The sequence below is a fragment of the Acinetobacter sp. YH01007 genome, from assembly GCF_013420425.1.
GTDB classification, from domain to species: domain Bacteria; phylum Pseudomonadota; class Gammaproteobacteria; order Pseudomonadales; family Moraxellaceae; genus Acinetobacter; species Acinetobacter towneri.
Genome location: NZ_VOYC01000002.1, coordinates 102895 through 124639, shown reverse-complemented (window position 1 = coordinate 124639; position 21745 = coordinate 102895). Strand labels below are relative to the sequence as shown.

At 42.0% G+C, this 21745-nt stretch carries 34 protein-coding genes and 1 tRNA gene; 21 read left to right on the top strand and 14 right to left on the bottom strand.

The features are described 5' to 3' along the window. Window positions 1-3: 3 nt before the first annotated feature. Entirely contained in the window at window positions 4-1020 is a 1017-nt protein-coding gene (gene epmB, locus FTT74_RS01070; RefSeq protein ID WP_096901068.1) for an EF-P beta-lysylation protein EpmB, read from the bottom strand. 312 nt (window positions 1021-1332) lie between these two features. Here epmB and efp point away from each other — a divergent pair, with 312 nt between their 5' ends. From efp to FTT74_RS01030, 8 genes are all read left to right on the top strand, one after another. Continuing rightward, window positions 1333-1902, top strand: a complete 570-nt coding sequence (gene efp / locus FTT74_RS01065) for an elongation factor P (protein WP_179988349.1) — start codon at window positions 1333-1335, stop codon at window positions 1900-1902. Window positions 1903-2479: 577 nt separating this feature from the next. Next, the gene (locus FTT74_RS01060) at window positions 2480-4579 is read left to right on the top strand and encodes a carbon starvation CstA family protein (RefSeq protein WP_004971612.1); all 2100 of its coding nucleotides are present in this window, start codon (window positions 2480-2482) and stop codon (window positions 4577-4579) included. 10 nt (window positions 4580-4589) lie between these two features. Continuing rightward, window positions 4590-4895 (top strand): YbdD/YjiX family protein, encoded by a 306-nt coding sequence (locus tag FTT74_RS01055; RefSeq protein ID WP_171324790.1) that lies wholly within the window; start codon window positions 4590-4592, stop codon window positions 4893-4895. A 157-nt stretch (window positions 4896-5052) separates the two neighbouring features. Beyond that, complete coding sequence (locus tag FTT74_RS01050; RefSeq protein ID WP_096901148.1) at window positions 5053-6012, top strand: MoxR family ATPase; 960 nt, start codon at window positions 5053-5055, stop codon at window positions 6010-6012. 7 nt (window positions 6013-6019) lie between these two features. Next, a complete protein-coding gene (locus FTT74_RS01045; RefSeq protein WP_179988350.1) occupies window positions 6020-6928 on the top strand; it encodes a DUF58 domain-containing protein in 909 nt (302 codons plus the stop codon). Between the two features lie 5 nt (window positions 6929-6933). Then, on the top strand, window positions 6934-8961 hold the full coding sequence (locus FTT74_RS01040) for a DUF3488 and transglutaminase-like domain-containing protein (protein WP_179988351.1): 2028 nt from the start codon (window positions 6934-6936) through the stop codon (window positions 8959-8961). Between the two features lie 32 nt (window positions 8962-8993). Then, a tRNA-Val gene (locus FTT74_RS01035) sits at window positions 8994-9070 on the top strand. A 220-nt stretch (window positions 9071-9290) separates the two neighbouring features. Then, a complete protein-coding gene (locus FTT74_RS01030; protein WP_179988352.1) occupies window positions 9291-10304 on the top strand; it encodes a site-specific integrase in 1014 nt (337 codons plus the stop codon). Window positions 10305-10307: 3 nt separating this feature from the next. Here FTT74_RS01030 and FTT74_RS01025 read toward each other — a convergent pair whose 3' ends face one another. The 13 genes from FTT74_RS01025 to FTT74_RS00965 form a co-directional block, all read right to left on the bottom strand. Beyond that, a complete protein-coding gene (locus tag FTT74_RS01025; protein ID WP_179988353.1) occupies window positions 10308-10595 on the bottom strand; it encodes a DNA-binding protein in 288 nt (95 codons plus the stop codon). After that, window positions 10592-10954 (bottom strand): hypothetical protein, encoded by a 363-nt coding sequence (locus FTT74_RS01020; protein WP_179988354.1) that lies wholly within the window; start codon window positions 10952-10954, stop codon window positions 10592-10594. The genes FTT74_RS01025 and FTT74_RS01020 overlap by 4 nt, the downstream gene beginning before the upstream one ends. Further along, complete coding sequence (locus FTT74_RS01015; RefSeq protein ID WP_179988355.1) at window positions 10951-11268, bottom strand: hypothetical protein; 318 nt, start codon at window positions 11266-11268, stop codon at window positions 10951-10953. The genes FTT74_RS01020 and FTT74_RS01015 overlap by 4 nt, the downstream gene beginning before the upstream one ends. Further along, complete coding sequence (locus FTT74_RS01010) at window positions 11265-11420, bottom strand: hypothetical protein (protein WP_179988356.1); 156 nt, start codon at window positions 11418-11420, stop codon at window positions 11265-11267. The genes FTT74_RS01015 and FTT74_RS01010 overlap by 4 nt, the downstream gene beginning before the upstream one ends. Further along, on the bottom strand, window positions 11413-11763 hold the full coding sequence (locus FTT74_RS01005) for a hypothetical protein (RefSeq protein ID WP_179988357.1): 351 nt from the start codon (window positions 11761-11763) through the stop codon (window positions 11413-11415). The genes FTT74_RS01010 and FTT74_RS01005 overlap by 8 nt, the downstream gene beginning before the upstream one ends. Next, window positions 11763-12359: an HNH endonuclease signature motif containing protein gene (locus FTT74_RS01000; protein ID WP_179988358.1), complete on the bottom strand. Its 597-nt coding sequence runs from the start codon at window positions 12357-12359 to the stop codon at window positions 11763-11765. The genes FTT74_RS01005 and FTT74_RS01000 overlap by 1 nt, the downstream gene beginning before the upstream one ends. Window position 12360: 1 nt before the next feature. Next, the gene (locus FTT74_RS00995; protein WP_179988359.1) at window positions 12361-12606 is read right to left on the bottom strand and encodes a hypothetical protein; all 246 of its coding nucleotides are present in this window, start codon (window positions 12604-12606) and stop codon (window positions 12361-12363) included. After that, window positions 12606-12920, bottom strand: a complete 315-nt coding sequence (locus FTT74_RS00990; protein ID WP_179988360.1) for a hypothetical protein — start codon at window positions 12918-12920, stop codon at window positions 12606-12608. Before FTT74_RS00990 ends, FTT74_RS00995 begins: the two co-directional genes overlap by 1 nt. Then, complete coding sequence (locus tag FTT74_RS00985) at window positions 12917-13783, bottom strand: ATP-binding protein (RefSeq protein ID WP_179988361.1); 867 nt, start codon at window positions 13781-13783, stop codon at window positions 12917-12919. The genes FTT74_RS00990 and FTT74_RS00985 overlap by 4 nt, the downstream gene beginning before the upstream one ends. 4 nt (window positions 13784-13787) lie before the next feature. Next, entirely contained in the window at window positions 13788-14108 is a 321-nt protein-coding gene (locus tag FTT74_RS00980) for a hypothetical protein (RefSeq protein ID WP_179988362.1), read from the bottom strand. Further along, window positions 14105-14284, bottom strand: a complete 180-nt coding sequence (locus FTT74_RS00975) for a hypothetical protein (protein ID WP_179988363.1) — start codon at window positions 14282-14284, stop codon at window positions 14105-14107. The genes FTT74_RS00980 and FTT74_RS00975 overlap by 4 nt, the downstream gene beginning before the upstream one ends. Further along, window positions 14281-14505, bottom strand: a complete 225-nt coding sequence (locus FTT74_RS00970) for a hypothetical protein (protein ID WP_179988364.1) — start codon at window positions 14503-14505, stop codon at window positions 14281-14283. The genes FTT74_RS00975 and FTT74_RS00970 overlap by 4 nt, the downstream gene beginning before the upstream one ends. A gap of 201 nt (window positions 14506-14706) precedes the next feature. Beyond that, entirely contained in the window at window positions 14707-15390 is a 684-nt protein-coding gene (locus FTT74_RS00965) for a helix-turn-helix transcriptional regulator (RefSeq protein ID WP_179988365.1), read from the bottom strand. A gap of 124 nt (window positions 15391-15514) precedes the next feature. Between FTT74_RS00965 and FTT74_RS00960 the strand changes: the two genes are divergently transcribed. The 13 genes from FTT74_RS00960 to FTT74_RS00900 are packed head-to-tail and all read left to right on the top strand — an operon-like array spanning window position 15515 to window position 21740. Further along, the gene (locus tag FTT74_RS00960; RefSeq protein ID WP_065712043.1) at window positions 15515-15715 is read left to right on the top strand and encodes a hypothetical protein; all 201 of its coding nucleotides are present in this window, start codon (window positions 15515-15517) and stop codon (window positions 15713-15715) included. A 14-nt stretch (window positions 15716-15729) separates the two neighbouring features. Beyond that, the gene (locus tag FTT74_RS00955) at window positions 15730-16035 is read left to right on the top strand and encodes a hypothetical protein (protein ID WP_180168145.1); all 306 of its coding nucleotides are present in this window, start codon (window positions 15730-15732) and stop codon (window positions 16033-16035) included. A gap of 4 nt (window positions 16036-16039) precedes the next feature. Continuing rightward, complete coding sequence (locus FTT74_RS00950; protein ID WP_179988367.1) at window positions 16040-16570, top strand: Rha family transcriptional regulator; 531 nt, start codon at window positions 16040-16042, stop codon at window positions 16568-16570. After that, window positions 16567-17541, top strand: coding sequence for a hypothetical protein (locus FTT74_RS00945; RefSeq protein ID WP_179988368.1), 975 nt, complete (start codon window positions 16567-16569; stop codon window positions 17539-17541). Before FTT74_RS00950 ends, FTT74_RS00945 begins: the two co-directional genes overlap by 4 nt. Beyond that, complete coding sequence (locus FTT74_RS00940) at window positions 17522-18247, top strand: hypothetical protein (RefSeq protein ID WP_179988369.1); 726 nt, start codon at window positions 17522-17524, stop codon at window positions 18245-18247. The genes FTT74_RS00945 and FTT74_RS00940 overlap by 20 nt, the downstream gene beginning before the upstream one ends. Then, window positions 18244-18468 (top strand): hypothetical protein, encoded by a 225-nt coding sequence (locus FTT74_RS00935; RefSeq protein WP_179988370.1) that lies wholly within the window; start codon window positions 18244-18246, stop codon window positions 18466-18468. Before FTT74_RS00940 ends, FTT74_RS00935 begins: the two co-directional genes overlap by 4 nt. After that, window positions 18465-19247 (top strand): phosphoadenosine phosphosulfate reductase family protein, encoded by a 783-nt coding sequence (locus FTT74_RS00930; RefSeq protein ID WP_179988371.1) that lies wholly within the window; start codon window positions 18465-18467, stop codon window positions 19245-19247. Before FTT74_RS00935 ends, FTT74_RS00930 begins: the two co-directional genes overlap by 4 nt. Further along, window positions 19244-20221, top strand: a complete 978-nt coding sequence (locus FTT74_RS00925) for a hypothetical protein (protein WP_179988372.1) — start codon at window positions 19244-19246, stop codon at window positions 20219-20221. Before FTT74_RS00930 ends, FTT74_RS00925 begins: the two co-directional genes overlap by 4 nt. Further along, window positions 20218-20808 (top strand): hypothetical protein, encoded by a 591-nt coding sequence (locus tag FTT74_RS00920; protein WP_179988373.1) that lies wholly within the window; start codon window positions 20218-20220, stop codon window positions 20806-20808. The genes FTT74_RS00925 and FTT74_RS00920 overlap by 4 nt, the downstream gene beginning before the upstream one ends. Beyond that, window positions 20805-20969 (top strand): hypothetical protein, encoded by a 165-nt coding sequence (locus FTT74_RS00915; RefSeq protein WP_179988374.1) that lies wholly within the window; start codon window positions 20805-20807, stop codon window positions 20967-20969. Before FTT74_RS00920 ends, FTT74_RS00915 begins: the two co-directional genes overlap by 4 nt. Then, entirely contained in the window at window positions 20962-21270 is a 309-nt protein-coding gene (locus tag FTT74_RS00910; protein ID WP_179988375.1) for a DUF6378 domain-containing protein, read from the top strand. Before FTT74_RS00915 ends, FTT74_RS00910 begins: the two co-directional genes overlap by 8 nt. After that, window positions 21263-21409, top strand: a complete 147-nt coding sequence (locus FTT74_RS00905; RefSeq protein ID WP_179988376.1) for a hypothetical protein — start codon at window positions 21263-21265, stop codon at window positions 21407-21409. The genes FTT74_RS00910 and FTT74_RS00905 overlap by 8 nt, the downstream gene beginning before the upstream one ends. After that, window positions 21402-21740, top strand: coding sequence for a DUF1064 domain-containing protein (locus FTT74_RS00900; RefSeq protein ID WP_179988377.1), 339 nt, complete (start codon window positions 21402-21404; stop codon window positions 21738-21740). The genes FTT74_RS00905 and FTT74_RS00900 overlap by 8 nt, the downstream gene beginning before the upstream one ends. Window positions 21741-21745 lie beyond the last annotated feature (5 nt).

The window sequence follows — 21745 nt, the reverse complement described above, 5'->3', positions numbered from 1 at the left end:
AACTCAATAAGTTGAAACCCCAAAAAGCGGTGTCTTGTTTTTTTCGCCCGCAATTTCCCTAACGAGTTTAGGAACTAAATAGCCGGGTAAGTTCGCTAAAAGCTCTTTATAGATGTGATCAATGTCTTGCGGCATTAAATCAAAATGATGCGCTCCTTTTACTTTATCTAACACGTGTAAATAGTAAGGCATCACCCCCGCATCAAAAAGACGATAGCTTAAATCGACCAAGACCTGAGCAGAATTATTGACCCCATTTAATAAGACTGCTTGATTCAGAACGGTGATGTTTTGTTCGACTAACTTGGCAAGTTGCGAACAGGTAAAGTCATCTAATTCTGATGCGTGGTTCGAGTGTACCACTAGAATAATACGCAGCCTACTATTTTTTAGTAAGGAAATCAGCGATTCATCGACACGGTTGGGAATAACAATCGGAACTCGTGAATGAATTCTCAAAAATTTTATTTGCGGAATAGACGCCAATCGCTCAATCCAGATATTTAATTTACGATTTGACAAAGTGAGCGGGTCGCCACCACTTAAAATCACTTCATTAATATCGGGCTGACTTTCAATGTAATTACGGATATTGTCCCAGTCTTCAGTTTTTGGCAGATTTTCCTGATAAGGAAAGTGCCTGCGGAAACAATAACGACAATGTACTGCGCAAGCACCAGTCAAGGTCAGCAAAAAGCGTGATTTATATTTGTGTAAGACTCCAGGTTGTTGATTGGCTTGTTCCTCACCCAAAGGGTCGGTCACAAATCCAGGATGATCTTCCAGTTCTAAATGATGTGGCAGAACCTGTAACAGTAAAGGATCGAGTGGATTGCCTTTTTGCATTTTGGCCACAAATGCACGCGGGATACGCAATTTAAACTGATTGGATGCCAGTAAAGCACCTGACAGCAACTGCTGTTCAGACAGCTCTAAAATATTTAACAATTCGCGTGGGTCGGTGATCAAGTCACTGAGTTGAGATTGCCAGTTTTGTTCTTGGTACAGGTAGTTGATCATGCCAGAAAAGATTTAAATATGAGGTGAAAGGAACCAAGTACACATCTATTTAGCGTAGATGAATTCTTTGTTCATTGAGCGTGAATGCCGCGAATGATTAATCGCTTTGAATCAGAATCATTACAAAACAGCTGATTTTACCGATATCTTGAGGTGATCGGTAGTGGATTTTCATTGCTTCGTTATGGCTTGCTCATTTACAATACGTCCGATGAAAAAAGATGTTGCAAGATGGCGAGCATCGCAAAGCTGCGTTGGTCATTTGCTTTGTAACATAAATAGTTAAGTTAGTCAGTTTGGAGTGTGCCAGTCATGGCCTATTATTCTACGAATGATTTCAAGTCAGGCCTTAAGGTTATGCTTGATGGTAACCCATGTTCAATCATGGAAAATGAATATGTAAAGCCAGGTAAAGGTCAAGCGTTTAACCGCGTAAAACTTCGTAACCTTCGTTCTGGTAAAGTTTTAGAAAAAACATTTAAGTCTGGTGATTCACTAGAAGCAGCTGACATTGTAGAAGTAGAAATGGAATACCTCTACAACGATGGCGAAATGTGGAACTTCATGGATCCTGTATCTTTTGAGCAAATTGCTGCTGACAAAACCGCAATGGGCGATGCTGCAAAATGGTTAAAAGATGATTCAAACGAAAAATGTACCATTATGTTGTTTAACGGTGTGCCTTTAACTGTAAACGCACCAAACTTCGTGGTATTAAAAATTGTCGAAACTGATCCGGGTTTACGTGGCGATACTTCTGGTGGTGGCGGTAAACCAGCGAAATTAGAAACAGGTGCAGTGGTACGTGTTCCTTTATTCGTACAGCAAGAAGAAAGCGTTCGTGTAGATACACGTACAGGTGAATACCTAGAACGCGCATAATGATTTATTGATAAATCATAAGTAAAAGAGGGGGATGATTCGCGTCATCCCCCTTTTTTGTTGATTTGATTATGTGGTAAAAGAATAGGTGAAAAGTATAGGAAACTGTTGGTGCTCCATTTAAGTGTACGGTAGCGCACACTATGGATGTAAGGGCAGCAGACATCAAAATAAAAGGAGCAGGATCAACCAAGGATTTAGGAATTAAAGCAAGGGTCTGTAGACATTTCATAAATGGCTTGCGCTGTAGGCTAAAACTGAGCAGATCAGGCATGAAACGCAGGGAATAGCGAGACTATTGCCAAGTTTCATAACGCAATCTGAGAAAGTTTTAGCCACAGCCTTAGCAAAAACAAGCACTGCTTTGTTTGCAGTGCAAGGCGCAGCGAAGGACAAGCATATTTTTTTGCTGCTATTTCGTTATGAGTCAGTCATTTAGAATGACTAAATTTCCTGCCTCATGCCTTATATCAGTTAAAAAATATGCGTAGTCGCAAACATAGACGAAGTGTCTACAGCCCCTAAATCTCGACAATAAAAGTAACGCTTAAAAAATGTAACAAGAAGAGAGATTGACATGGAAACAGTTCAACCGAAGTCAGGTCTGACTTCAAAAATTATATGGCTTTTGGTCGCTATATTGGGTGCAGTATCTTTTGGGATATTGGCAGTCAGTAGAGGCGAACACGTCAATGCAGTCTGGTTAGTTTTAGCTGCGGTCTGTGTCTATAGCATTGCATACCGCTTCTACAGTTTATTTATTGCCACCAAAGTATTTGAGTTAAATGAGCGACGCTTAACGCCCGCACATCGTTTGGCTGACGGTTTAGATTATGTGCCCACCAATAAAAGTGTGTTATTTGGTCACCACTTTGCCGCGATTGCAGGTGCAGGCCCTTTAGTTGGGCCTATTCTTGCAGCACAAATGGGTTATTTACCCGGCACGATCTGGCTTTTAGTAGGGGTGGTGTTGGCAGGTGCAGTCCAAGACTTTTTGGTTTTGTTTATTTCTACACGTCGTGATGGGCGTTCTTTGGGAGAAATGGCAAAACAAGAGTTGGGTTCATTTGCTGGTGTGATTGTCATGCTGGGTGCGCTGGGCGTGATGGTGATTATTCTTGCCGTACTCGCTTTGGTTGTCGTGAAAGCTTTAACCAATAGTCCGTGGGGCGTATTTAGTATTGCAGCCACCATCCCAATTGCGATTTTCATGGGCATTTATATGCGTTTTATTCGCCCGGGGAAAATTGCTGAGGTTTCCATTATTGGTTTTGTCCTGATGATGATGGGTATTATTTATGGTGAAAATGTTGCACAGCATCCATTCTGGGGGCCTTTATTTACTTTAAGTGGCACAGAATTAACGTGGTGTTTAATTGCCTACGGTTTTATTGCTTCAGTTTTGCCAGTGTGGTTGTTATTGGCGCCACGTGATTATTTATCGACGTTCTTAAAAATTGGTGTTATTGCGGGTTTGGCTGTCGGGATTGTGTTTGCAATGCCTGAAATGAAGATGCCTGCGGTGACCCATTTTATTGATGGTACAGGGCCAGTATTTGCGGGTTCATTGTTCCCATTCTTATTTATTACCATTGCCTGCGGTGCGATTTCAGGTTTCCACGCCTTAGTGTCTTCAGGTACGACGCCAAAACTAGTCAATAACGAAAAAGACATTCGGATGATTGGTTATGGCGGCATGTTGATGGAGTCTTTCGTGGCAATCATGGCAATGATTTGTGCCACGGTGCTAGACCCAGGCGTGTACTTTGCCATTAATGCACCCACTGCAGTTTTAGGTACAACGGTGGAAAGTGCAGCAGAAGCGGTACGAAATTTAGGCTTTGTAGTGACTCCTGAGGCTTTAACCATTTTGGCAAAAGAAGTCGGTGAAAGCTCGATTCTGTCACGTACGGGTGGTGCGCCAACGTTTGCAATTGGTATGGCACATATCATCACCGAGATTTTTAATAACCGCTCAATGATGGCATTCTGGTATCACTTTGCCATTTTATTTGAAGCCTTATTTATTTTAACTGCAGTAGATGCAGGCACACGTGCTTGCCGTTTTATGGTGCAAGATACTGTAGGTATTGTTATTCCTGCAGTGAAAAATTCACATAACTTCTTTGGTAACTTGCTTGGCACAGCAGTTGCGGTGGCTGGTTGGGGCTTCTTCGTCTATCAAGGCGTGGTCGATCCTTTAGGCGGTATTAATAGCTTATGGCCTCTATTTGGTATTGGTAACCAAATTTTGGCAGCGATGGCGCTCATTTTAGGTACAGTGATTCTGTTTAAAATGAAAAAAGAAAAATATGTTTGGGTGACGATTATCCCTACAGTTTTCTTGTTCATTACTTCAATGACTGCAGGTTGGCAAAAGATTTTCCACGACAATCCCAAAATTGGTTTCTTGGCGCAAGCAGATCGTTTCAATGCTGCAATTCAACGCAATGAAATTTTAGCACCTGCAAAAACAGTGACTGAAATGCAAACCATTGTCATGTCCAATCAAATTAATGCCGTGTTATGTGGTTTCTTTATGATTGTGGCATTTGTGATGTTGTTCGCTGCCATTGGGGTGATTCGTCGTGCCTTGGCAAGTCCAACACCAACTGTACATGAAGCTGAAGCGATTTATCGTGATCCTGAAACGATTCAGCCGAATAGTGGTCATTAGGAGTGAGCACATGATTAAGCTTAAATTTGCCCAACAGGGTAAAACGGTGATTTACAACATCATTAAAATGACCATCATGTCGCAAAAGGATTTGATTCTGAATCCGAAAAACTGGTCGCGTATCGCTACTTTATGGCAGCGTTTGCAACAAAGTTTTCGTTTAATGGTCGGTGTACCCGATTATCAGAATTATTTGGAACACATGCGTAAGCATCATCCAGATTTAGAAGCCATGGATCCGAAGACTTTTTATCGCTACTGTGTCGATGCGCGTTATCCATCGGCAAAAGGTGGTTTGAAAAAGTGTCCGTGTTAATCCCGTATCACGATGGAAACGTATAGAGATACGAGCTGTTTAAAACTTACTTTTTTAGGCAGTTTAGAATATCTCGAGGATTTCTTTGGAAATTTAGCAAAACGGTGTATGTTTAAACATGCGCCGTTTTTTATTGGGGATAAGGGGATTTACTGTGATTTGGGGTACAGAAAAAGTTCAAAAACAACAACTGACGCAAGCGCAGCAACAGCTCAATGCACAGATTGAATCTTATGCTGGAAAAATTCAGGCTTTTTTGACTGAAATTAATACCATTATTTTAGATAAAGAACAGCAGACCAAATTGGCGTTAAGTTGTTTGTTGGCGGGCGGGCATGTGCTTTTTGAAGATTTACCCGGATTAGGTAAAACGACTTTATCGAGTGCCTTATCGCACTTGGCGGGTCTGCAATTTCAGCGTATTCAGTTTACCAATGACATGCTGGCCAGTGATGTGATTGGCGTGAATATGTTTAATCAAAAAGAACATCAATTTGAGTTTAAGCAAGGCCCTATTTTTACCCAAATTTTATTGGCAGATGAAATTAACCGTTGTTCGCCTAAAACCCAAAGTGCCTTGTTGGAAGCGATGGAAGAAGGCGCGGTTACGGTGGATGGTGTGCGTTATAGCTTGCCGCAACCTTTTTGGGTGATTGCCACACAAAATCCACTGTTTCAAAGTGGTACTTATGCGCTGCCAGAATCACAGCTTGATCGTTTTTTAATGCGTCTGTCTTTGGGTTATCCATCGCGTTTTGCTGAAAAAATGTTGCTGCAACAAAACTCCAGACATGCGCTGATTGCCAGTTTGGCCCATATTTTTACTGAAACAGAAATTTTAAATTTACAGCAATTGGTCACGGAAATTTATGTGTCAGATACCGCGCTAGATTACTTACTCGACTTAGCCACAGAAACCCGTAAAGCGCGTCACGGATTATCTACCCGTGGTGTTTTGGCATTGAAAAAAGCAGCACAAGCACATGCTCTAATTGAGCAACGTAGTTTTGTCACTGCCGATGATATTCAAGCGGTATTTGTGGCAGTTGCTGCACATCGTATTGGATTGAGTGAGGCAGAAACTTTGTATGTGATGCAACAGGTTAAAGTGAGTTAGTACACGCATGTTTAAGCAGGCATGGCAAAACTGGATCAAGACACGTTTTAAATTTGATCGACACAGGGCCTTAAAACAAAAAGATATTTTGGTTTTTATTTACCAACAGGGCTATCTGTATTTAGTGCTGATTTTGATCACGTTTATTGCAGGCGTGAATTATGGCAATAACCTGATTTTAGGCTTTTGCTTTTTGATCAGTGCCATTTTATGTATCAGTTTTTATTTGACCTTTAAGCAGCTGCATGAATTAGAGATTGAAATTGTGACCACCGAAGTTGGGCAAGTAGGTGAAGTATTGCAATTACAATTGCATTTCAAACAAGAGGTCGCGCAGGCACGCTATTTATGGATTAAAGCCGATCATCAATTAGAAAAGGTTCTTATTCAAGACACTCAGCAGCAGTATGTGTTGACATTTTTTGCAGCGCAACGTGGGCAGTTTCATTATCCTTATTTACACATTTATTCGGTTTATCCTTTTGGCTTGGTACGTGCGTGGACTTATTTGAATTTGTCACGTACCGCGTGGGTGGCACCCAAAGCCGCCATGTATAGCGCAGAGAATAAACAGCATCAACACAGCTTTCAACCCGATTTAGACGAGTTTCGTGAGCTGCGTGATTTTCAATTGGGCGATTCCTTACAAGCCGTGTCGTGGAAGCAAGCGGCACGCGGTCAGGGCTTATATGTGAAAGTTTTTGAACAATATCAGGATCAACAGAGTATCGACATTCACTATGAACACATGCCTGCACCGACCCACGAAGAAAAACTAAGTTTGATGATGGGCTTAGTTGAACAATGTGAACAACAACAGTTGAATTATGCGATGTTTTTGCCGCATGCGACCCTTGAAAAAGGCGTAGGCGAGCGACAGTTGAAACAGGCAAAAATTCTTTTGGCACAGGCTTGATGATCATGCACAATTCGATTCAGCAATCTATTCTGCTTAGCCTGATCTTAATTTTGGCTGCTCACATGCTGTTTAGCCCTGTGGCATTGAGTGTCATTTTCGGACTCATGTTGTTGCTGTTGTATCTTCACTATAAAAACAAGACAGCGCATATTTCTAAAGTTTGGACTTATGGATTGACCTGTTGTGCCTTAGCCAGCATTTATTTGAGTTATAAAAGCCTGATTGGTGTAGAGGCAGGGGTTGCCTTATTAAGCACCTTTTTGTTTGCCAAAGCTTTAGAAAGTCATACTCAGCGCGACCTGATTATTTTATTTAATTTTGCGCTTTTTGTGAGCGCCAGTTCATTTTTATACAGCCAGAGCATGTGGATGACCGTGTTGGTCATTCTATGTTTAATCAGTTGTTTAATTGGGTTATATCGGATTCAAAAAAGTGCATTTTCAGATTATGCGTCGCGTCATTCGAGCAGGCAAGATGCAAAGCATGACCTTAAAAATGTCGCCAAGTTTATCGCATACGCTTTGCCATTCTTTTTATTATTGTTTTTATTCTTTCCACGTTTACCGCCATTGTGGCATGTACCTATTCCTGATGCCAAAGGCGTGACAGGTATTAGTGACACGATGTCACCGGGCGATATTGCCGAATTATCACAATCTTCTGCTTTGGCATTTCGTATTGTGGGGAATATGCAGCAACTGCCGCCACGTTCAAAACTATATTGGCGGGCGATGGTACTTGATCAATATGATGGTCGCACATGGACAAGCAATTTTAGCAATCAACAACCCGTTCAGGCAGCACAATTACAGCCAGAGCAAGTCGATTTTCAGTATCAATATATTGCAGCAGACCCACGTGCACAGTGGATTATGGCGCTGGAAAAATCTGTACCGAATCAACACGGTTATGTATTACGCCGTGATTGGAGTATGGTGCCACAGCGTCAAAATGGTCGGATTCAACCGATTGCTTTGCAGTGGGTTGGGGAATCTGCACGTATTCAAGGGGATGATGCACAGAACGAGCGTTATCGACGCTTTAGCCAGCGTTTAAATGTTCAGGTACAGACGCAATCTGACCCAAAAGCTCAGCAATTTGCCCTGCAGATGTTTGCTCAAAGTCAGCAACAACCTGAACGCTACGTGCAGAATGTATTGCAGTGGTATCGCAATAATGGCTTTAGTTATACCTTAAAACCTGGAATGCTCGGACAAAACCGAGTCGATGAATTCTTGTTTCAGAGTAAGCAAGGTTTTTGTGAACATTATGCCTCAAGTTTTGCCTTATTGATGCGTTATGTCGGGATTCCAGCGCGTGTAGTCGTGGGCTATCAGGGTGGGGAACTTGCACCCGATGGACAAAGCTGGGAAGTACGACAGCAAGATGCACATGCTTGGACAGAAGTGTTGCTCAATCAACAATGGGTACGCATAGACCCGACAGCCATCATTGCACCTCAACGTATAGATGATGGTATGCAAAACCTAATGGCAGATGATCGGGCCGTTTTGGGTGCTGACACACAAATGTGGCAATATCAACATTCTAATTTTATTCGTTCTTTACGGGTGTGGAGTGATTATGCAAGTTATCAATGGCAAAGCAAGGTCGTGGGTTATGATGCCGAGTCACAGCGTCACTGGTTTGGACGCTTAGGGCTGCACTCAAACTATGCTTTGGCAGCGGTGTTGGTTTCAAGTATTCTCATGATCTTAGCAGGGTATTTTGGCTGGATTTTTTGGAAAAAACGTCAGCAAGGTTCTCGCATAAATCGTGCCATAGACAAATTTTCTAAAAGATTGCCCGCTCAGTTGAAAAAACAGGATGCAGAAACAGTGAGTGTGTGGATGCAGCGTTTAGCAGCGCAGGTAGATGCAAATGAACAAGAGGCATTTAAGCGTTTAGGCGTGTGCTATCAACAATATTCTTATGCGCCTGAACATGACCGTGTTTCAGAGCAGGTGTTTTTTGATTTGCTTAAAACTTGCTCGGATGTGTTGAAAAAACACAGAAAGGACTTGTCTTAAAAATCAAAACTGAATATGATGCGAAGCACTTTAGGCGTATAGCTCAGTTGGTTAGAGCGCTACGTTGACATCGTAGAGGTCTCCAGTTCGAGTCTGGATATGCCTACCATATATATATCAAAGGTTTGCAAGGAATTTCATGTACTTGCAAGCCTTTCTTATTACCTTTTACTTGTTGCCATTGTTGCCCGTGTTGCGAAATAGACAACAACTAAAACTTAATTTGTGTCATCATTGTGTCAGGATTTGTGTCAAGAAACGTGTCTAACCTTGTTTGAAAAGACGTGGCGCTCATTTCTTACATAACTTTACATAAATGGTGAGCAGCAATGAAATTACCAAAACCTAGACAGCGTGGCAGCAGTTGGTCAATCTCAATCATGCTAAATGGCAAGCGTGAATATTGCACACGTGATACCGAGCAGGAGTGCTTGCATTGGGCAATGGCTAGATTGATTGAAGCCAACTCCACGCCAAAAGAAGAAATAGAAGCGCAGCGTAAAACTGTGACCACGTTTCACGACTTATTCAATCTTTACTACAAAGCACACGGCAAAGACTCTAAATCTAAAAAATATATTCGTGAGCAGCTAGATTCATTTGAGAAGCGATTTGGCTTACTTGGTCGCAAAGACATTACGCAGATCACGCCGCAGGACTTAACGCACTGGCGCAACAAGAGACAATCCGAAGTATCAGACGGCACAGTATTAAAAGAAATATCTCTCTATAGTTCCGTGTTTACTTTCGCACAAAAGGAATTGTTTATTTTAGACAGTAATCCATTTTTCAGTCTTAAAAAACCACGTAAGCCAAAACCAAGAAACAGACGTATTTTGCATTCTGAAATAGATAAAATTCTTGCTGAATTAAAATATGAAGTTGGTAATGTGCCGCGCACCAGTAGCCAATACGTTGCATGGGCATTTCTCTTTGCAATTGAAACGGCTATGCGTCGTGGTGAGATATTGTCAATTCGCAGGGCGAATATATTTAAAGACCATATTCACTTGGCTGATACGAAAAACGGTGAAGAAAGGGATGTGCCGCTTACCAAAAAAGCTAGGGAATTAATGGCGCTGATTCAGCATAATGATGACCGATTAATCCCGCTTACTGAGAATGCATTTAGATTGCAATTTGAGCGCGCAAAGGCAAGGGCAGGTGTTGAAGAAGTTAGATTTCACGACACACGCCATGAGGCGATTACTCGTTTTGTGAATGACCAGAAATTGCCAGTTGAGGTTTTAGCCAAGGTCACAGGGCATAAAACAATTAAGGTTTTGGTGAACACTTACTATAATCCTGACGTCAAGGATATATTGAAAATGCTAGATAACTAGGCGTTAATTTTTACGCCTAGGACCACCAGTGGATTTTTTAGCTTTAGGGTTTAGGATTTCATCTGCAATCGCTGCATTGTATAAGCATTTTGTGCTTAATCCTTGATTATATCCCGCCAGTTTACGTCTAACAGTTTGTGCGCTGATATTGTATTTAGCTGCAAGCTGTTCAGAACTCAGTAGCACCGTATCAACCAACTTCATTTCTTTAACGATGCCACCAAAGACATTTTCACCGACCAAAACCTGTGGCGGCTTGTCTGCCTCAATTGTGATTTGAAAAGTTTTCATTTGTCACCCTCCAATCTTTTACCCGCTTTGATTTCTGCATCTGTGGCGTGTCTATACCTTGACGGATAAAACCCATTTGTAATACCCCAACTACACTCAGCCATTAAAAAACCACAAATAGGCTCGCTAACTTCGATGACTGTCATTAGTCTTGGGTTCTTCAACTCGCTTTCGATGAAAACCACCTTATCCCCAACCTCAAAAATATTGTGTTGTCTGCGGTATTCGAGAAGCAATAAACCTAATGATTCTTTGCTGTAAATTGTGTTCTCAATCAAACACGCTGTTGTACCATCGGACAACGACTCATGATAAGCATGAGCCATACTATACCCACCCAACCGTTCAATTAGATTCATGGAATTTCTCCCAAAGCTTTAACCACGCCATACTGGTCATGCTTATTAATATATAAAGCAAGCATGTTGTAGAGCGGATGCACAAAGTGTTTTTGCACACGGATAATGACTCCAGTACCATCAGCCTTTCTACCCTTTGTGACCTCGACAACCCATTCAACAAAATCAGAATTTAAATGACGCATATCCACCGCTATTTCATAAAGAGCACCTGTTTCACCTGGATTTAACACCAAGTCAAAGGGCAACTCCTTCTGCAACTCACCAGCAATGAAATTCGCCACGCCGACGTTTGTTTGTTGAATTTCAGTCATTTCAACACACCCCACTTCATAGCAAGAATCACAATAATTGCAGCAACAAAAACCACAGTTGCCGCAAGCAAAGTAATGCTTTCAATTGCTTGGCGTTTTAATTTGAGCTTCTGCACCTGAATGTCGTATTCGTTTTTTTGATTTTCAGTCATTGGCTTGCTCCTGCGCTTCGATCATGGCTTTGTAGATAAACTCATTACGAGTGTTGTGGCTCATGTCCTGAATTTCATCATCATAATTCCATGTCGCATCAATCATTTTTGGTGTAGGCTCTTTCGGCACTAAAACATATCCGTCAGGAACGGCTTGGGCTTTGGCTGCTTTCCAAATTTCAAAAGAAAGGGCAACGTAAGTACTTCGATATTTACCCCCTCTCATTTCAAATACAGATGTAAAAGGGCAGTCTGGTTTTTTTAATGCCTCAAGCATTCCTTTATAAAAGCCAGTTTTTGAGAATGCGTGTTCAAACGCTTCTCTTTCTTTCTGAATATCCATCACGCTTTTCCTTTTTCAAATTGGTGTACGCGGTGTTTGATCTTTGCCATAGCAACGCACGTTTCGTTTGTTTCTGGTGTCACCAGGTGTTTGTAAGATTGATTCAAGCGGGCAAGTTCACCGCGAGTGATAATTTCTAGATTCTCAATCCGACAATCTTGTTTATTCAAATTTTTGAAAACAAGCGCATGACCACTAGGTATCTCACCATGTGCTTTCTTCCACACCACACGATGCTTTAACTCAAATGTTCTTGGTTCTGCGGTCTTAACCTCGATATATCCATCTTTAGTGATTCGCTCATATCCGATTGGTTTGGCATTCCAGCCTCGCTGACCTTTTTTAAAACTGGTGATATTTGCACCCATATAACCCTTTAGGCCTTTATTCCAAGATTTTTGACCAGGTGAAAAGCATCCATTTCGACCTGTCTTTAATCCCATTCGCAAGCATTTAGCCTTGATGCTATCTGCTGAAAGGTTGCAGCCAAACTTTTCATTGAATTTACAAGTGAGTTCAGTACGTGGAGTTTCTTCATGCTGACGTAAAAACATCAGCATTTCTTCGGTGTACTTAATCGCAATACCTTTAGGCATATCAGACACTCACATTCATATCGCCAACAGAAATCTGTGGCGCTTCTTGATTCGTGTTAAGCCCCTTGTATTGAGCCACCAGTTTTACCGCTTCCAACTGAGTAGCATGTGCCTTGATAATCTCAGCACTAACACCCTGAATTGTCTCAGCGCGTTTAACCTCAGTTTCAAGCTCGCTTTTGTCAGCTTTCGCTAGGCGGTCAAGCTGATCAAACAGATGCTTGTTTAAATCTTTCAATGTGCTCATCACGCCACCTTCGCCAAATTATTCATCATCACAGCCTTGCGATACTTACTCGCCATAGCTAAATGCAAATCTTGAATAAAACCTTTCCCATTATTAAAATACTGCTTTAGAAAAAGCTCATAACGCTGAGATAGGTATTCGTCCAATTCGTAAAACTCTTTAATTTCGTGACGCTCGAAAGGAATCACGCTGCGTTTCACACCATCGCTAAATTGCTTTTTCACAATCATGGTGTTTTTCTTGAGTTCGATTTTGTGACCGCCTCGATCTAGCCATTCGATAAAGGCGGGTGAAATACTGTTGGGTAGTTTCATGCTGTACCACCTACTGCGGTTAATTCAGCTTTCTTACCACTGCATTGCTCGATAATCTGTTGTTCGTATTCAGTGCCTCTAAATTGAGCCCAGATAAACCCGAGTTCTGCAATATCTTTAGTATTGCCGATGCGCTCAACAGCTTCTTGGTATGCTTCAAGCAAAGCTTCTTCTTGTGAGCGACCATCATTCAGCCAAGCCAAAATTCGCTTACCTGTCTCTCGGGTAATAACTTCACCTTCAGGATTAAATAGCTTCGTACGATCTTTTGTAGGTACCGCCACATGATTTTCATGTAGAACATCTAGCGCCACAGTCAATTCATACTCATATCCATCGCGCTGCTCAGCTTTCATGCCAAGCTTTAGAGTCTTTTTACCCTCACCTTGTACAGTTTCAGTCTTAGCGCGTGTCGTTGTGATAATGTGCATGTCTGTCTGCAATATCGCATCAATAAACTTTCGGTGCTTTGGTGTAGTTTCAGACCATGCCGCCCAGGTGTTGCCCTTAAAACGTGCAGCCGCCTTATCGTTGATTTCCAAGCAACCGCCTGTGCCTATCCATTCATGTGATACGCTATCAATAATCAGCACCTCATAACCCATGTTGTATGCCGCATGAATAGCTCCAGTAAAACGCTCTGGAGAGTAGGGCGGGCGCAAAGGCAAGGTGTCAAATTTAAATTCCGATGCGTACAATGATGCAGACTCATTTTCTGTATCAATTACAGCAATCTTCTTTCCTAAACCCGATGCCATTTGAAGTGCGCTGTAGGTTTTACCACTGCCTGACGGCCCATTTAGGTTGAGTTTTAGCTTTGCTTTTTTTCGCTCTGCTTTTGTAAATACAAATATTTCGCTCATTTTTTTAATCTCCCGCACGTCGATACGATGGATAGATTTCTGATCTGTGCATTGGTGCAACGTATTTTGGTTTTTCAATTCTTGGCAGTGATGGCCCGCGAAATTCAACAAACTGACAAGTGAGCTTTATTTCATCTTCTGTGATGACAAAATTAAGCTTTGTCTTAAAGTCAGTTATGTAACTTGCTGATTTATATTCACGGCAAAAACCTTGCTGTGTAAGCTTTAAACGCTTGAGCAGATCACCAGTGATGCAAACCTTTTCAAGCTCTGTGCCGTAGCTGTTCAGCAATGGCAAGATCAGTGTTTCAACAGATGCATTCATGCTGCCACCTCGCCAAACATTTCCTTGATTGTTTTCAAGGTGTTTTCAGAACAGTAGGTGATACGTGTTGAGTGACCTTCACTGCAAACCCAGATCAGTACGTTTGGCTTGCCGTGAAATTGGTGTGGCTTACTTGCAATGCGACCACATCCGCAGGTAGGGGCTTGGATACTCATCGCATAGCCTCCTGGTGTGCCTTAGCCGCTTTCACTTGAGAAACCTGTTCCGCTTCACAAGCCTTTAAACCAACACCCAAAAAGATGAATGTACTTGCTGCAATCAAAGCAGATGCAGCAGCATTTGAAGCAAAGCTTTTAAGCTTAGAAACGAAGCGTTTTTTGTCTTGGCGCTTAATTAGCGTTTCGACTAGCTTGTTTTGAGAAGTATTTGTTGCCATAATGACCTCGTTGTATTCGAGCCCGCCTGATTTGACCGTCTGCGGGCTTTTTGTTGTTTACGAGGTCAATAGTAAACATGATGTGTACCGTAGTCAACACTTTAAATAAACAAATGTGTAATTAATTTATAAACAACTGTTTTATATAGACATAAAAAAAGACCGCATAAGCAGTCTTAAAATTTCATTTTGTTTACTTATCTATGGCAGCGAATTTTGCACATTAAATGCATAAGCGATAACTTCAAACTCCTGGTCAATAATTTCTTGCTGCGTTAAAACTTCTTCTTTGTATTCGTCACTATTGGCGCTAACAACCCTTATGCCGCCCATTGGCATTCTGTATAAGTATTTAAACTTAAAAAGACCACCGTGACATATCGCATAAATCTTGCCATCAATAACATTCTTTCTGCCTATATCAACGTAAACCGTTGCACCATCATTAATGACTGGAGACATTGAGTTGCCAAAAGCTGTTAATGCCAGTGCATTTGCTGGATCAACCCCATAACGTCTTAGTGTTGAAGCACTTAGTCTTAATTTTCTTGTTTCTGTATTTATGATTTCGCCAAGCGACCCTGAGCCACAAGACACTAAAACATCTTTATAAAACGGCACTTCAACCTCATCACTTTCTAGTGGGGTGGAGCTATCCCACCCTGCAACACGAGAAACATCACTACCAGAGCTCTCACCAACACCACTTAAAATCCAGTTTGCAGAACAGCCAAACTCAGCAGCAGCTTTTAAAGACCCAGCTTTTGACACACCACGCTTCTTCCAGTTGGTCAGCGTTTGTGGTGATTCATCAATACGTCTTGCGATTTCTTCCTGGCTTAGATTGTTGCTTGCCTCAAGCAGTCTTTTAAATGAATCGTGCATAACAAACCCCTTTTGTTCTTGGTTTTATTATCTCAACAGTAAACAAATTGTGTTAAACAAATGATTTGACATCAGTAAACACAGCGTTTACTATCTAATACACAAATGTTTATAGGAGAGTGGAATGTCTATCAGCACTGATAAAGACATCATTGTTGCTCTTGGTGGGTCAACAAAAGTTGCTGAGATGCTTGGCTTAAAAAGCAAACAGCGAGTTCAAAACTGGATGACAAGAGGGATACCTGCGGAAGTGAAACTTCAGTATCCGCATATCTTCTTAAATCCAAATATTTCAAGCGTGGCTCGTGACAAGGGTGCTGCGTAATGGGGGTGGATGAAATGCAAGAAGCATTGGATTTAGGTTTTCTTGATGTGCATGGGAAAAAGACCGACTCAACATCAGTCCGCATGACACATGAAGCATTGCAGGCGATTGATGCACTGGCAGCAATGGACGACATAAAGCGTTCAGAGTGGATTCGGGATGCAGCCATTGAGAAGCTCCTGAAGTTCAAGAAACAACATGAGTATCTCAGCAGGGCATTTGGTAGTGCCACGAATACGGTGAATACATCGTCCACAAACAAAGAAAGCCCAGTAGCGCGAACTACTGAGCTTGAGCATTCACACAATACATACGAGTAAAAATATGAACGCATCAATATTAGCACGCAATAAAGACTTAGTAAAAGTAAGCCAGCGCAGCGAATCAAAAGAAGTCACAACTACCTCGTTAAAAGTTGCTGAGTTTTTTAATAAACGTCACACAGAAGTTTTGAGAACAATCCAAAACCTAGAATGTTCGCCAGAATTTCGCCAACGCAATTTTGCGTCGGCTGAATATTTAGACAAACAAGGCAAGCCACGCCCAATGATCGAGATGACCAAAGATGGCTTTACGTTCGTTGCAATGGGATTCACTGGCAAAGAAGCGGCAAGATTCAAAGAAGATTACATCAATGCATTTAATGAAATGCACGACTTCTTAAATTCAGAACAACTCAGCCTGACTGCTCAATTCAACAAAGCATTGCTTGAATTTGAGCAGGCTTCTGATATTGCAAGCCAAGCAGGGCGCACCCTTTCGTTGTTTGGTCGCAAGATTAAACCACTGGCAGCGGAAAAAGTTGCAGCGCTTGAGACTCAATTGCAGCCTCAATTGTTTGGGGGTGAAGCATGACAGCACTCAAAAAACACGAGGACAACATTGTCCAATTCTCCAAAGGTAAAAAAATGGCTGACAAGTTTGAAAAAGGCTATGTCATGTCTAGTCGATTATATCGCCAAGAGGTTCGTCCATTTTTAAGTGATGCGGCAAAGAATGTGTATGCAGAACTTGAGGATCGTATTAACGGCTTTAAGGACAAGGTGACTGACCATGTTAGCTACTCTCAATTGCAAGGCGGAAAGCTCGAAGGCTCTAAAAAAATAAGTGCCATGACCGTCCGTAAAGGCCTTAAAGAGTTGCTTAATTTGGGCGTTATTACACTGGTTAGCGAGAACAGTCGAAAGGGTAATGAGTACCAGATCAATGAGGTCTCACTAGCTGACCACTTCAAAAACTGTAGTACCACTACAAAAACTGTAGCACTACAAAATTTGGAGTGCACCACTACAGAAACTGTAGCGCTAGGTACTACAAAAACTGTAGACACAATAGAATTAATTTATAGAACTCTATCTATAGAATTATTAATTAAGTCGCTTCGCTCCAAAAAACCTTTGGAAGCCAATTTTTACAGTTACCCAATCTTTGTAAAACAGCAAAAAGCAAAAGCCGAAGCTGAGCGTAAAGACAAAGCTCGTAAATTATCTTATGACGAAGTTATTAAATTAACTGCAGCAAGCTTTGCGCAACTCTGTGATTTCTCTCTTTGGGAACAATACGTTTCCAGTCGCTCAATTACAGCAAAAACCAAGTTGACCAAAAATGCCCTAAACACGATCTACAAAGATTTCAAGAAATGGGGTTATGACGGCAGCAACGAGTCTTTGAAAACATCCATCACTGGAAACTATCAAGGCTTGTTTGCGCCTAAGCAGCAGTTCACACCAGCAATTCAAAATGCATCACAAGCAAGTAATCGCTGGAATGAAATTCAACAATTGATCGAAAAAGAGGAAATGGGAAATGACAGCTTTGGTTTCTAATCAACAAAATATTCAGCCGATTAACTCCGCTCAACTTGTTGGAATTTTTAAAGCAATTGCACCACGCTCTTTTGAAAAAACTTTTGATGGTATGCCAATTGAGGCAATCAATAATGCAATGAAAATTTGTATTGAGGGATTGTCGAGAGACGAAATTAATACTGGGCTTCGCTTAGTGCGTGATAACGGCTTTTGCCCTGATCCTGCAATGTTCCGTAAGTGGTGTTTAGGAATTACAGGTTTTGGCACTGAGCAGCAAAGAGCGGTTGATTCATTCAAAGGGAAGCATGCTGCACTAGCAAACGTGGTTGCTTGGCGTGTTGATAATACACAGGTCATCACAAATGCAGAGCGTGAGGCTTATGTGCGCTCATCTCAACTGTTCTCGAATATGGATTATGCAAATAACCATGAGCGCGCATCATTTTATGCTTATGAAGCATTTAAGGACAACTACACAACCGTTGTTCAGGAGTTTGTAGAGCAAGGTGTGGGTCAGTGCGAATGGGATCAGCAGGCATTTCTTGAGGAGCGTAAAAAGCGTCTTGCTGAACTTAAAACACTTCCGTGTACATGGGCTGTTACTAAAACTGAGGAAACCAATGATCTTGTAAGTGCTGAAAAGAGCCAAGAGTATCTGGAGAATTTACGCAAGCTGATTAAGCAGAATGCCCGAGATTGCGATCAAGCTGGAGATTTAGCATGACCAGACTTGAATATTTATCACAGTTTAGCAATGCGGTGCTCAGTCCCGAATTGAACACATGCGAGATTCCAATGCCAAAACACGGCTCAGGATGGGCCTCAATCTTTGATTACAACAACAGCGACTTAAAAGATTGGGAGATTGAATTTCGTCAAGAATGGTGCAAGCAGCAAATTGAATTGATCGGTGAATTTGGTGCGGTGTTAGGGGGTGGGGTGTGAACGCATTAACCAAAATTCAAGCTGTAGAAATCCTAACTCTGGTTTCTGATTTTGTAATCAGTAGTTATGGCGGTGGAACAAACTCAACAGCACTTTTGATCGAGTGTGTAAAGCGTGGCATTCGTATCGACATGATCTTATTTGCCGACACTGGTGCCGAGAAGCCTCACACGTACAGCTATGTTAAATACTTTTCAGAATGGCTTGTATCAAAAGGTTATCCAGCAATCCGAGTAGTGAAAGCACCAAACAAGACACTGGAGCAAGATTGCCTGGATCGCAAAGCGCTACCAAGTATTGCTTATGGGTTTAAGACATGCAGCCAGCGATTCAAGGTTCAGCCGCAAGACAAGTTTGTGAATAACAGTGTGGTTGTGGGGGGGCGACTTGTGAAACTAATCGGATTTGATGCAGATGAGCCGCAACGGGCAAACAAGGCCTACGACGACAAGTACACACGCATATACCCATTAATTGACTGGGATATGGGCCGTGATGAGTGTATCCAGTCGATTAAAGACGAGGGTTTAGCGTTGCCAGGCAAATCAGCTTGTTATTTCTGCCCAAACTCCAAAGTTTCAGAAATTAAGTGGTTGGAGCAAGCGCATCCAGACTTGCTGCAAAAGGCGCTAGAAATGGAAGATCAGGCTGAATTAACTAATATCGCTGGCCTGGGTCGCAACTTCTCTTGGAAATCAATCTATCAACAGCAAGATGCATTCATGGATCACTTTGTGCCTGATGTGCCGTGTGACTGTTATGACGGGGGTGCAGCATGAGTATTTATCAAAAGCAAATCAAATCTGAACGATTGAATAACGAAGTTGAAGCTTGGTTGCTTAAAAACCAAATCACTGAGTTGCCGATGGGATTCTCTAATTTTCCAGATGGAAAGTTACCAGTCGCTAAAGGAAATTACGCTGACAAAAAACAGGCTGAGTCAGAAAGCCTTGAGCGTATTGAGTTGGTCAATCAACGAGTGCGTGAGTTGCAAGCGCGCAAAGAAGAGCGATGGAAGCAACAAGAGCAGGCTAAAGCTGAAGCAAGAGAGCGAAGAGAGCTTGTGAAGAAAGAGCGAATGAAAGAGCAAATATTGGTGCTTTCTAATTTCTTTAAAAACGCGATTTACGGTGATTTACAGACTCTTTGCAGTCTAGCAATGGTTTCACACAAAACGATCTATAACGCCAAAACAGGCTCAACCCTGATTGGTAAAGAGCGATGGGATGCGATCAAGGATGTCATTGCTAATTTCAAGCATGGTGAGCGTAACGCTTTAGCAGCAGAAAAGAAGCTCAAAGCGCCAACAAAGGGCAGGAGAGCAGCAAAGAAAGAGCCATCTGTAGAAACATTGCGCAGATCAGAGGTGATGTCACTTGCCAAACAAGCCATTGCACGCGGAGAGAGAATCTTCACAGCACCATGTGCAAAGCATGGGTACACGTCATATCGAATCTATGGCGGTGTATCACGCTGTCTTGAGTGCAAATTAAAACTTAATCGTGAGTATTTAAACCCGAAGCTTGACCAGGTGCAGTTGGATCGACGAGAGAGAGCGATTTTCAACAACGAGCGCATGGAAAAGGCTTTAGCAAATGGCACGAATCTATTTGAGGGGTTGTGCCGAGTGCATGGCTACACAGAGTTCCGAGCGCACAGAGTGGCGAGCAGAAATAAAAACGAATTTCGCTGCATGGCTTGCAGTAAAGCATCGCAGAAAAAGTTTAATCAAAAACGAGGGGTGGCGGCATGAAAAAGCGCAATAAGAAATATAACCCGAACAAGTTGGTCAATTTGTATCGAAATGAATTGGCTAAAACTTATGAGCTTTGGTCGTCGTTTGATGATGTTGAATTGACCGAAGCATCAGACAGATTAAAAGCGGCTGGCCTGTCACAAAAAGAAAGTATCGAGGGCATGTATGAGTATTTTGATGGTGATCTTGTTGTGCCAATTTTCTGGGATTTGATGGTAGACAACACTGCATTTTTTGTCGGCATGGATTCTTACTACTACCACCAAGATGACCCAACCGACATTCAAACGTCAGCAGTGCAGTTTGATGTTCCGAGCATGACTTACGATCAATTTAAGCTTGGTGGTAGTGATAAGAAAGTGGTGGATGAGCACGGTTTTAAACGCAGATGGAAAGGCTTAGAGAAAGAAACCGATGATGTGCATAAGCCATTTTTAGATAAGGGCTACAAGCTGTTTAAGTGCATGTGCTACATGAAAGCAGATGTGAAATTCAAAGACTTTCAGTCTTATAACAAGTTTAAGGCAGAGCGTGTGAATCGCGGAATGCGCAGAAAATATCGTTTACAGGAGTTGGCAGCATGACTGGGTTTAAAGAAACGATAGATCAGATTAATCGGACGACTGATCCGCAGGAAAGGGAATTACTACAGCAGCGACTTGATGAGATGCATATCGAGGCTGACAAGAAAAGCAAAGAATTTGAAGATTTGATTCGTGGTGATTGGAGTAATTGGGATGAGTGAGATTGATAACACATTAAACGAACGTGGCGCTCGATATGGCAATTATTCCGATGTGGCGGGTACAACTCAACAGCTAATGTCTATCGTTGAATGTGGCGCAAACTACGAGCATTTAAACGCAGAGCAGAAAACAAGCCTTTTTATGATTTGCAACAAGATTGCTAGAGCCGTGAATGGCGACCCGCAATATTTTGACAATTATCGTGACATTGCTGGATATGCAACTTTGGCAGAAAGAGCGTGTGAGGTGGTGGAAACACCTAAAGCGATTATGGAAGCCCTGCGAGGTGGTCATGAGTAAATTCCAACAAGAAACCGCAGTGCTTCTGATTTGCGATGTGATTCTTTTTGCGGAGTTCAGGACGACTGTTTTGGGTGTATTGATGCTTATTTTTATGGCTTGCTTTGCTTCGATGATGTGGCGAGGTGCCAATGACTAAATACAACAACAAGAAGGTGGTGCTTAATGGCATCACTTTCGATAGTCAAAAAGAAGCAAGGCGTTATCGGGATTTGTCATTGTTGGAACGTGCAGGAGAGATCAAGGATCTGGAACTGCAAAAGGCTTTCATTTTGGCTGAGTCGGTCAAGTTTGAAAATGAGCCAAGACGCAAACCAGCAGTGAAGTATGTCGCAGATTTTGTTTATCAAGAAAAAGGGCAGATGGTCGTTGAGGATGTCAAAAGCAAGATGACACGAAGCTTGCCAGTTTATCGCTTAAAGAAACACTTGATGAAGTCAGTACACGGTTTAGAGATTAGAGAAATTTAGGGGAA

Coding starts and splice junctions, on each gene's coding strand:
- FTT74_RS01040 (WP_179988351.1), top strand. CDS start 6,934: ATGCACAATTCGATTCAGCAATCTATTCTGCTTAGCCTGATCTTAATT.
- FTT74_RS00995 (WP_179988359.1), bottom strand. CDS start 12,606: ATGAGCACATTGAAAGATTTAAACAAGCATCTGTTTGATCAGCTTGAC.
- FTT74_RS00940 (WP_179988369.1), top strand. CDS start 17,522: ATGACAGCTTTGGTTTCTAATCAACAAAATATTCAGCCGATTAACTCC.
- FTT74_RS01055 (WP_171324790.1), top strand. CDS start 4,590: ATGATTAAGCTTAAATTTGCCCAACAGGGTAAAACGGTGATTTACAAC.
- FTT74_RS01060 (WP_004971612.1), top strand. CDS start 2,480: ATGGAAACAGTTCAACCGAAGTCAGGTCTGACTTCAAAAATTATATGG.
- FTT74_RS00985 (WP_179988361.1), bottom strand. CDS start 13,783: ATGAGCGAAATATTTGTATTTACAAAAGCAGAGCGAAAAAAAGCAAAG.
- FTT74_RS01015 (WP_179988355.1), bottom strand. CDS start 11,268: ATGACTGAAATTCAACAAACAAACGTCGGCGTGGCGAATTTCATTGCT.
- FTT74_RS00955 (WP_180168145.1), top strand. CDS start 15,730: ATGCAAGAAGCATTGGATTTAGGTTTTCTTGATGTGCATGGGAAAAAG.
- FTT74_RS01020 (WP_179988354.1), bottom strand. CDS start 10,954: ATGAATCTAATTGAACGGTTGGGTGGGTATAGTATGGCTCATGCTTAT.
- FTT74_RS00920 (WP_179988373.1), top strand. CDS start 20,218: ATGAAAAAGCGCAATAAGAAATATAACCCGAACAAGTTGGTCAATTTG.
- FTT74_RS00965 (WP_179988365.1), bottom strand. CDS start 15,390: ATGCACGATTCATTTAAAAGACTGCTTGAGGCAAGCAACAATCTAAGC.
- FTT74_RS01000 (WP_179988358.1), bottom strand. CDS start 12,359: ATGCCTAAAGGTATTGCGATTAAGTACACCGAAGAAATGCTGATGTTT.
- FTT74_RS01010 (WP_179988356.1), bottom strand. CDS start 11,420: ATGACTGAAAATCAAAAAAACGAATACGACATTCAGGTGCAGAAGCTC.
- FTT74_RS01045 (WP_179988350.1), top strand. CDS start 6,020: ATGTTTAAGCAGGCATGGCAAAACTGGATCAAGACACGTTTTAAATTT.
- FTT74_RS00960 (WP_065712043.1), top strand. CDS start 15,515: ATGTCTATCAGCACTGATAAAGACATCATTGTTGCTCTTGGTGGGTCA.
- FTT74_RS01025 (WP_179988353.1), bottom strand. CDS start 10,595: ATGAAAACTTTTCAAATCACAATTGAGGCAGACAAGCCGCCACAGGTT.
- FTT74_RS00915 (WP_179988374.1), top strand. CDS start 20,805: ATGACTGGGTTTAAAGAAACGATAGATCAGATTAATCGGACGACTGAT.
- FTT74_RS00980 (WP_179988362.1), bottom strand. CDS start 14,108: ATGAATGCATCTGTTGAAACACTGATCTTGCCATTGCTGAACAGCTAC.
- FTT74_RS00945 (WP_179988368.1), top strand. CDS start 16,567: ATGACAGCACTCAAAAAACACGAGGACAACATTGTCCAATTCTCCAAA.
- FTT74_RS00970 (WP_179988364.1), bottom strand. CDS start 14,505: ATGGCAACAAATACTTCTCAAAACAAGCTAGTCGAAACGCTAATTAAG.
- FTT74_RS00900 (WP_179988377.1), top strand. CDS start 21,402: ATGACTAAATACAACAACAAGAAGGTGGTGCTTAATGGCATCACTTTC.
- FTT74_RS00905 (WP_179988376.1), top strand. CDS start 21,263: ATGAGTAAATTCCAACAAGAAACCGCAGTGCTTCTGATTTGCGATGTG.
- FTT74_RS00910 (WP_179988375.1), top strand. CDS start 20,962: ATGAGTGAGATTGATAACACATTAAACGAACGTGGCGCTCGATATGGC.
- FTT74_RS00925 (WP_179988372.1), top strand. CDS start 19,244: ATGAGTATTTATCAAAAGCAAATCAAATCTGAACGATTGAATAACGAA.
- efp (WP_179988349.1), top strand. CDS start 1,333: ATGGCCTATTATTCTACGAATGATTTCAAGTCAGGCCTTAAGGTTATG.
- FTT74_RS01030 (WP_179988352.1), top strand. CDS start 9,291: ATGAAATTACCAAAACCTAGACAGCGTGGCAGCAGTTGGTCAATCTCA.
- FTT74_RS00935 (WP_179988370.1), top strand. CDS start 18,244: ATGACCAGACTTGAATATTTATCACAGTTTAGCAATGCGGTGCTCAGT.
- FTT74_RS00990 (WP_179988360.1), bottom strand. CDS start 12,920: ATGAAACTACCCAACAGTATTTCACCCGCCTTTATCGAATGGCTAGAT.
- FTT74_RS00950 (WP_179988367.1), top strand. CDS start 16,040: ATGAACGCATCAATATTAGCACGCAATAAAGACTTAGTAAAAGTAAGC.
- FTT74_RS01005 (WP_179988357.1), bottom strand. CDS start 11,763: ATGGATATTCAGAAAGAAAGAGAAGCGTTTGAACACGCATTCTCAAAA.
- epmB (WP_096901068.1), bottom strand. CDS start 1,020: ATGATCAACTACCTGTACCAAGAACAAAACTGGCAATCTCAACTCAGT.
- FTT74_RS00975 (WP_179988363.1), bottom strand. CDS start 14,284: ATGAGTATCCAAGCCCCTACCTGCGGATGTGGTCGCATTGCAAGTAAG.